At 67.6% G+C, this 7,416-nt stretch carries 9 protein-coding genes; 8 read left to right on the top strand and 1 reads right to left on the bottom strand.

Annotated features, from left to right (window positions below; all coding sequences use genetic code 11):
- Window positions 1-633, bottom strand: a 633-nt coding sequence (locus BRAO375_RS18935) for a LysR family transcriptional regulator (protein WP_035641117.1), incomplete at its 3' end; no start/stop codon positions are given.
- Between the two features lie 145 nt (window positions 634-778).
- On the opposite strand from BRAO375_RS18935, the gene BRAO375_RS18930 reads away from it, so the two are divergent.
- From BRAO375_RS18930 to BRAO375_RS18895, 8 genes are all read left to right on the top strand, one after another.
- Window positions 779-1,936 carry an alpha/beta hydrolase family protein gene (locus BRAO375_RS18930; protein WP_009029067.1) on the top strand — a complete coding sequence of 386 codons (1,158 nt, stop codon included), beginning with the start codon at window positions 779-781 and terminating at the stop codon, window positions 1,934-1,936.
- Between the two features lie 22 nt (window positions 1,937-1,958).
- Complete coding sequence (locus tag BRAO375_RS18925; protein WP_009029066.1) at window positions 1,959-2,912, top strand: VOC family protein; 954 nt, start codon at window positions 1,959-1,961, stop codon at window positions 2,910-2,912.
- Window positions 2,896-3,261 (top strand): Rieske (2Fe-2S) protein, encoded by a 366-nt coding sequence (locus tag BRAO375_RS18920; protein ID WP_009029065.1) that lies wholly within the window; start codon window positions 2,896-2,898, stop codon window positions 3,259-3,261. The genes BRAO375_RS18925 and BRAO375_RS18920 overlap by 17 nt, the downstream gene beginning before the upstream one ends.
- 40 nt (window positions 3,262-3,301) lie before the next feature.
- Entirely contained in the window at window positions 3,302-4,432 is a 1,131-nt protein-coding gene (locus tag BRAO375_RS18915) for an FAD-dependent oxidoreductase (RefSeq protein WP_009029064.1), read from the top strand.
- 49 nt (window positions 4,433-4,481) lie between these two features.
- Window positions 4,482-5,639: an MFS transporter gene (locus BRAO375_RS18910; protein ID WP_009029063.1), complete on the top strand. Its 1,158-nt coding sequence runs from the start codon at window positions 4,482-4,484 to the stop codon at window positions 5,637-5,639.
- 16 nt (window positions 5,640-5,655) lie between these two features.
- Window positions 5,656-6,234 (top strand): cupin domain-containing protein, encoded by a 579-nt coding sequence (locus BRAO375_RS18905; protein WP_009029062.1) that lies wholly within the window; start codon window positions 5,656-5,658, stop codon window positions 6,232-6,234.
- A gap of 10 nt (window positions 6,235-6,244) precedes the next feature.
- Window positions 6,245-7,243, top strand: a complete 999-nt coding sequence (locus BRAO375_RS18900) for a fumarylacetoacetate hydrolase family protein (protein ID WP_009029061.1) — start codon at window positions 6,245-6,247, stop codon at window positions 7,241-7,243.
- 6 nt (window positions 7,244-7,249) lie between these two features.
- Window positions 7,250-7,416, top strand: a 167-nt coding sequence (locus BRAO375_RS18895; protein ID WP_035641115.1) for an NAD-dependent epimerase/dehydratase family protein, incomplete at its 3' end; no start/stop codon positions are given.

The raw sequence follows: 7,416 nt of genomic DNA, 5'->3' as shown, positions 1-7,416 counted from the left end.
GTGGCTCTCGAGCGACTGCGCCGCGATCGCCGGCCGCATCACGACATGCGACGCCTTGGCGAAGTCTTGCCGTGACAGCTTGCCCCTGCCGTATTTTCCCTTGCTCCACGCGATCACGCAAAAGTCGTCCTCGAAGATGACCTCCGACGGATGCAGCTTGGAGCTGAACTCCTCGGGAATGATCAGCAGGTCGACATCGCCGCGCTCCAGCGCGCGCTCCGGCCGCTGCACCTGTTGCAGGAAATCGAAGCGGATTCCGGGGGCGAGAGCTTCGCTGCGCGCCAGCAGCCGCGGGATCAGCGTCACCATCGTGTAGTCCGAGGCCAGGATCTTGAAGCAGCGGTCGGATTGCGCCGGGTCGAACTCCGAGGACGAGGCGATCGCCCAATCGACCCGCACGAGAAGGTCCCTAATCGAGTCCTTGAGCACCTCCGCCCGCGGCGTGAGCTCCATCTTGCGGCCGATCTTCACCAGCAGCTCGTCGTCGAAATAGGTGCGCAGACGGAGCAGGGCGTTGCTCATCGCCGACTGCGTCATGTTCATGCGCGCGGCCGCGCCGCTGACGCTGCGCAGGTGCAGCAGATGGTCGAGCGCGACCAGCAGATTGAGATCGAACTTGTTGTTGAACCGCATCGACGGACCCCGCGGGAGGTATTCAGAGGATCAATACGAAAGATCTTGATAATCAATTTTTCGAAATGGTCAAACGGAGCTAAGCCAGACCTCGGGAAGAAACGTCGAGGGGACGTGCGGCGGGGCCGCGCGTCGCGAGTGCAGCATGTTCAAGTATTTTCCAACCAACTACGTCTGGAATCTGTCGGTCGATCTGGCGATCGAGATGGGCGCCAGGATCGGCGAGATCGAGGAGATGTGCGCGCCGCTGCAGGACGCCGCGCGGCAGCCCGATGCCAGCGGCACCCAGGCGTTTCGCGAGACCTGGGCGCGGATGGCAGACAAGCTCTGTGAGCTCGCCGCCGAGGACGAGGCGAAAGGCCGGCTGCTCTCGGCGGGCGAGAAGTATGGTCGCGCGGCGAGCTATCTGATTACCTGCGAGCGGCTGCAAGCGCATGACGCGCCCGGCCGGCTGGCGCTGTACCGCAAGTGCCTCGACACCTTCGCCAAGGGGGTTGCGCTGGCGCGGGAGAACTGCGCGCGCGTCGAGATTCCCTATGAAGGCAGCCACATTGCCGGTCTCCTGGTGCGCGCGGAAGGCTGCGATGGACCGGCGCCGCTGCTGGTGCAGGTCAACGGCTTGGACTCGACCAAGGAGATGAAATACCGCGTGGGGCTGCCGGCGTGGCTGGCCAAGCGCGGCGTGTCCTCATTGATCATCGACCAGCCGGGCTCGGGCGAGGCGCTGCGGCTGCAGGGGCTCACGGCGCGCTACGACAGCGAGCACTGGGCCTCGCGCGTCGTCGACTGGCTGGAGACCCGCAGCGACGTGGATGGCAGGCGCATTGGCCTCGAGGGCGTCTCGCTCGGCGGCTACTACTGCCCGCGCGCGGTGGCGTTCGAGCCGCGCTTCGCCTGCGGGGTCGCCTGGGGCGCCAATCACGATTGGCGCGACGTGCAGAACAAGCGGCTGCAGAAGGAAGGCAACTTTCCGGTCCCGCATTACTGGGCGCATGTGCGCTGGGTGTGGGGAGCGAAAGACCAGGATGACTTCATGCGCATCGCCGAGCAGGTTCATCTCGACGGCATTCTCGACCGCATCAAGGTGCCGTTCCTGGTGACGCATGGCGCGAGGGACTCGCAGATCCCGTTGCATTGGGCGGAGCGCACCTATGAGCAACTGGTCAACTCGCCCAGGCGCGAGCTGAAGGTCTTCACCGATCGCGAAGGCGGCGCCCAGCATGCGAGCTTCGACAACAGCATCAATGCCGGCCACTACATCGCGGATTGGGTGGCCGAGACGTTGAACGGACGGGTCGCCTGAGCGGCAGGCGGAGGGAAAAGCCATGAAAATTGTCGGTCTGGAAAGCCTGGTCTTCGCTGTCGACGATGTCAGGGGCGCGGCGCGCTTCCTGGTCGATTACGGCCTGACGGCGGTCGACGTCTCGGATCGCGGCGGCCGCTTCGAGGCGATGGACGGGACCGCTGTCGTGATCGCGCGGCAGGATGATCCGGCGCTGCCGCCCGGACCCGTGCCGGGTTGCCGGTTGCGCAAGACCGTGATGGGCGTCGCCGACGAGGCGACGTTGGGCGCGATCGCAGCCGAGCTGCGGCGCGACCGCGAGGTCCGGCGTCTGCCGGACGGCTCGGTCGAGTCGATCGACGATTGCGGCTTCGTGATCGGCTTTCAGCTCACGGCGCGGCGGCCGTTCGTACTCCCTGGCGAGATCTCGAATGCGCCGGGCGGTGTGGTGTTCAGGCCGGTCAACAGCCTCGGCGTGCCGCCGCCGGGCAGCGTGATCCGGCCGCGCTCGCTGTCGCATGTCGTATATTTCGTGCCCGACGTGATGAAGGCGGAAGCCTTCTACGTCAATCGGCTCGGCTTCCGCTGCACCGATCGCTTCACCGGCACGGGGCCCTTTTTGCAGCCCGCCGGCTCGCTCGATCATCACACCCACTTCCTGATCGGCGCGCCGCCGCACATGCATGGCGTCGAGCACTTCACCTTCCATTTCGGCGGGCCGTCGGAAATGATCACCAACGGCTATCGCTTCGTCGAGAAGGGCTATCAGGCGTTCTGGGGCCCCGGCCGTCACATCCTCGGCTCGAACTGGTTCTGGTACTTCAACAGCCCGTTCGGCTGCCACATCGAGATGGATGCCGACATGGACCAGCACGATGCGAGCTGGCAGCCGCGCGAGGCTACGGCCTCGGCCGACAACTCGCAGACCTTCCTGCTGAAGATGCGCAAGAAGTGGTATCCCGGCCCCGGAATTCCCGAGAATGGCGACTACGCGTGAGCGCGCGCCGGCAGGCTGGGTTCGTCTGTGCCGCGCGGACGATATTGGCGAGGGGCAATCGCGCGGCTTCGATCCTGACGACGAGGGACAGGACAGCCTGTTCGTCGTGCGGTGGCAGGGACAGCTTCATGCCTGGCGTAATGCCTGTCCGCATGTCCAGGGTGCGCCGATGGCTTGGCGCAGGGATGCCTATCTCAACGCCGCGGGCACGCGTGTCGTCTGTCATGCGCATGGCGCCGAGTTCATGCCCGACAGCGGGCTGTGCGTGCAGGGCCCGTGCCGCGGCGAGCGGCTGATAAGACTCGAGCTCGTTGTCGATGTCGATGGCGAGCTGTTCGTGAACAAATAACACGCGTCGGCAACGGCGGTTCAAACGAAGGGGGGGCGCCATGGCAGTGGTGAGCAGGGTGCTGACGATCGGCGGCGGATTTTCCGGCATGGCCGCATCGATCCAGATGGGCAAGGCAGGCATCGCGGTCGATCTCGTCGAGCTCGATCCGAACTGGCGGCCGGAGGGCGCCGGGATCACCGTCAGTGGCCCGAGCTTGCGAGCGCTCGATCAGATCGGCGTGCTCGCCGAGTTCGAGCGGCGTGGCTACACGTCTGATGGCGTCGAGCTGGTCACGCCAGCAGGTCATCGGATCGGCGAGATTCCGACGCCGAAGCCGGTAGGGTCGGATGTGCCCGGCGGCGGCGGCATCATGCGTCCCGAGCTCGGCCGCATCCTCGCCGATGCGACGCGCGCGGCCGGCGTCAGCGTGCGGGTCGGCTGCAGCTATACTCAGATCACGCAGCACGATGACGTCGTCGAGGTCGCCTTCACCGATGGCACGACAGGGCGTTATGATCTCGTCGTGGTCGCCGACGGCGTGCATTCGAAGACGCGAGCGCTGCTGTTTCCCGAGGTCAAGCCACCGCAATATATCGGGCAGGTGGTGTGGCGCGCGGTGCTGCCGCGGCCCGACGACATCGTGCGTCCGCGGATGTGGCTGGGCGGTGCGGTCAAGGTCGGCGTCAATCCGGTGTCGCCGAGCCATATGTACATGTTCGTCACCGAGGCGCGTCCGGACAAGCAGCAGGTCGAGCGCGCGGCCTGGCCGCAAATGGTCGCGGACATGCTGGCGCCGTTCAGCGATCCCGTGCTTGCCGGCTTGCGGCCGCACCTGTTCAGCGCGGACGCGGCGATCGACTACCGGCCGCTCGCGAACCTGCTGGTGCCGGCGCCGTGGAATCGAGGGCGCGTCATCCTGATCGGCGACACCGTTGCCGCGACCACGCCGCATCTCGCCTCCGGTGCAGGCATCGGCATCGAGAGCGGCATCGTGCTGGCCGAGGAGCTGGCGCGGGCAGCGACATTGCAGGACGCCTTCGACCGCTTCCATGCGCGGCGCTGGGAGCGCTGCCGCATGGTGATCGAGAACTCCGCGCAGCTCTGCCGCATCGAGATGGAGAACGGCGACAAGGCCGAGCACGCCAGGATCATGCGCGACTCCATCATCGGGCTGACGCAGCCGATCTGAGCACGCAACAAACAGCAAAAACAGATACCAAGGGGAGGAAGCAATGACGGTGACGACGGAGAGTTGGCGCGGGCGCATCGCCCTGATGGCCGCGCATTGCGCCGGGATGGTCGACCTCGTGGCGCTGCCGGTCTGGGTGGGCACCCTGATCGAGCGCTACAGGTTCAGCCCGCAGCAGGCGGGACTTCTGGCCACCCTGTTCCTGGTCGGCGCCGTGCTCAGCAGCCTGGTCTTTGCACCGCGGTTCAACCGCTTGAACGCCCGTCTGGCCGCGGTCGCGGGATACGCCGCAGCGGCGCTGGTGTTCCTGGCCGCCAGCCGGACATCGGAGTTCGCGCTGCTCGCCCTGCTGCACGCGATGGCCGGCGCGACCGCAGCCTGCGGGCTGAGCTTCACCCATGGCACCATCGCGCGCAGCGCCAACCCGCACCGGCTGTTCGCGATCGTCGGGATGGCGCTCGGGGTGTTCGCGATCCTCTTCCTCGGCGCGACGCCCAATCTGCTCGCGAGCTTCGGCGGGCCGGCGCTGTTCACCGTGTTCGCCGGCGTCATGGCGGTCGCTGCGCTGGCGTCGGCGGTCGCATTTCCCCGGGGCGTCGTCCGCAGCGACGAGGATCTCATCGCCGAGGTCAGCCATCTGCCGCGCGCCGTCTGGTTCGGCATTGCCGGCATCAGCCTGATGGCGCTGACGCAGGCGATGCTCTTCAGCTTCATCGAGCGCATCGGCGTCGATCGCGGCTTCGGCACGGAGGCGGTCACCGGCGTGCTGATCGCGCTGGGCTTCGTCAACCTGCTGCCGGCGCCGCTCGCGGCCGTTCTGGAGACGCGGCTTCCGGCGCGCCATGTGCTGCTGGCCGGGCCGGTCTGCCAGGCGCTGATCGCGGTGACCATCACCTTCGGCTCGGGCTTCATCGCCTACGCCGCGCCGACGGCGGTCTTCGCCGCGGTGATGATCTTCACTCACACCTTCGCCTTCGGCCTGCTGTCGCGGCTCGACCCGACGGCGCGCGCGCTCGCCGGCACGCCGGCGATGCTGATGATCGGCGCCGCGATCGGCCCGATCCTCGGCGGCACGCTGGTGCAGCTGTTCGGCTATCCCGCGCTCGGGCTGGGCGCCGTCGTCATCTCGTCCGCCGCGGTCGTGATGTTCTCGCGCGTGTTCGCCGCGCGTGGCGCCGCGACCACGACCACCCTCGAAATCGCCTGACCAGGAGACCTGTTGCATGACCCTTCCGCAGATCCGCCGCGTCGTCACCGGACATGACGCCGAGGGCGCCGCCGTGATCTCGTCCGATGGCGCGCTGCCGACCGTGACCGAGCTCGCGGCGATTCCAGGCACCTTCTTCCACGAGGTGTGGAGCACGTCGGCGACGCCCGCGCCGATCGATAATGGCCCGGACCCGACCATCGGCCCGCTGCGGCTGCCGCCGCCGACACACGGCAGTCGCATCCGCTTCGTCGACATTCCGCCGGATACCGAGGACTTCCTCCGTCACGGCGCGGAGCGCATGCAGGCCGCGTTCGGGCAGATCGGTGATCCGCACGCTTCGACGGTGACGAAGGAATCGCCGCACCCGTTGATGCATCGCACCGAGACGATCGACTACGGCATCGTGATCTCCGGCGAGATCACGCTGGTGCTCGACAAGGGCACGGCCGATCTGAAAGCCGGCGACGTCGTGATCCAGCGCGGCACCAACCATGCGTGGGCCAATCGCAGCGACAAGCCGTGCCGGATGCTGTTCATTCTGGTCGACGGCAAATTCGGTCCCGACGCCAATCCTGGCAAAGCCGACCACTGAAGGCCGACCGATGAAGCTCGCAACCTATCAGAACGGCAGCCTCGACGGCCGCCTCGTCGTCGTCTCCAGGGATCAGGCGCGCGCCGTCAGCGCCGCTGCGATCGTGCCGGATCTCGCCAGCGCGCTGCAGCGCTGGGGCGAGGTCGAGGCGCCGCTGCGCGATCTCGCCGGCCGGCTCGAGACGGGCGCGGCATCGGACGTGTTCGCGTTCGATCCAACGCGCTGTGCCGCGCCGCTGCCTCGCGCGCCGCAATGGTTGGACGGCTCGGCGTTTCTCAACCACGGACACCTGATGGATGTCGCCTTCAGCAAGCCGCCGATCCCTGATTTCGAGACGATCCCGGTGATGTATCAGGGGGCCAGCGACGACTTTCTCGGCCCGCATGTCGACGTCCCGTTCGTGTCCGAAGCCGACGGTATCGATTGCGAGGGCGAGTTTGGCGTGATCGTCGACGAGGTCCCGATGGCGGTCACGGCCGAGCAGGCCGCGCAGCGGATCAGGCTGCTGGTGCAGATCAATGATTGGAGCCTGCGCGCGCTCGGCGCGCGCGAGGTGCGCACCGGCTTCGGTTTCCTGCAGGCCAAGCCGTCGACCAGCTTCGCGCCGATCGCGGTCACGCCCGACGAACTCGGCGCCGACTGGCACGACGGCCGCATCGCCATGGCGCTGCACGTCCAGCGCAACGGCGAGCGGATCGGCGCGGCGTCGGGCGGCGAGATGGCGTTCTCGTTTCCGCAGCTGATCGCCCATGCCGCGCGGACGCGCCGGCTGAGCGCCGGCACGATCATCGGCTCGGGCACGGTCTCCAACGCCGACCGCGCCGCCGGATCGAGCTGCCTCGCCGAGGTCAGGGCGATCGAGATGATCGACCGGGGGGAGGCGCGGACGGCGTTCCTGCGCTTTGGCGAGCACGTCACCATGGACGCCCGCTTCGCCGACGGCAGCCCGGGCCCGTTCGGCCGCATCCATCAGCAGGTGGTGCGCGCGTCCACTGCGGCGCCGGCGTAAGCCGCGATGCGCATCCTCATCACCGGCGCTGCCGGCTTCATCGGCGCGGCCTTGTTGCGCCGACTGCTGGCGGACACGGCTGTCGCCGAGATCACGGCCATCGATCTCGCCTCGCAGCCGTCCTGGTCGTTCGACCCGCGCCTGCGCTGGATCAGTGCGGCGCTGGATGCCGG

Origin of the sequence: Bradyrhizobium sp. ORS 375 (assembly GCF_000239775.1) — a bacterium.
Classification (GTDB): Bacteria; Pseudomonadota; Alphaproteobacteria; order Rhizobiales; family Xanthobacteraceae; genus Bradyrhizobium.
Note: the sequence above shows the minus strand (reverse complement) of the source record. Positions and strands in the feature narration are given on the sequence as shown.

Excerpts from the sequence above, each read along its gene's own strand:
- BRAO375_RS18900 (WP_009029061.1), top strand. The coding sequence starts at position 6,245 with ATGAAGCTCGCAACCTATCAGAACGGCAGCCTCGACGGCCGCCTCGTC.
- BRAO375_RS18930 (WP_009029067.1), top strand. The coding sequence starts at position 779 with ATGTTCAAGTATTTTCCAACCAACTACGTCTGGAATCTGTCGGTCGAT.
- BRAO375_RS18905 (WP_009029062.1), top strand. The coding sequence starts at position 5,656 with ATGACCCTTCCGCAGATCCGCCGCGTCGTCACCGGACATGACGCCGAG.
- BRAO375_RS18915 (WP_009029064.1), top strand. The coding sequence starts at position 3,302 with ATGGCAGTGGTGAGCAGGGTGCTGACGATCGGCGGCGGATTTTCCGGC.
- BRAO375_RS18920 (WP_009029065.1), top strand. The coding sequence starts at position 2,896 with ATGGCGACTACGCGTGAGCGCGCGCCGGCAGGCTGGGTTCGTCTGTGC.
- BRAO375_RS18925 (WP_009029066.1), top strand. The coding sequence starts at position 1,959 with ATGAAAATTGTCGGTCTGGAAAGCCTGGTCTTCGCTGTCGACGATGTC.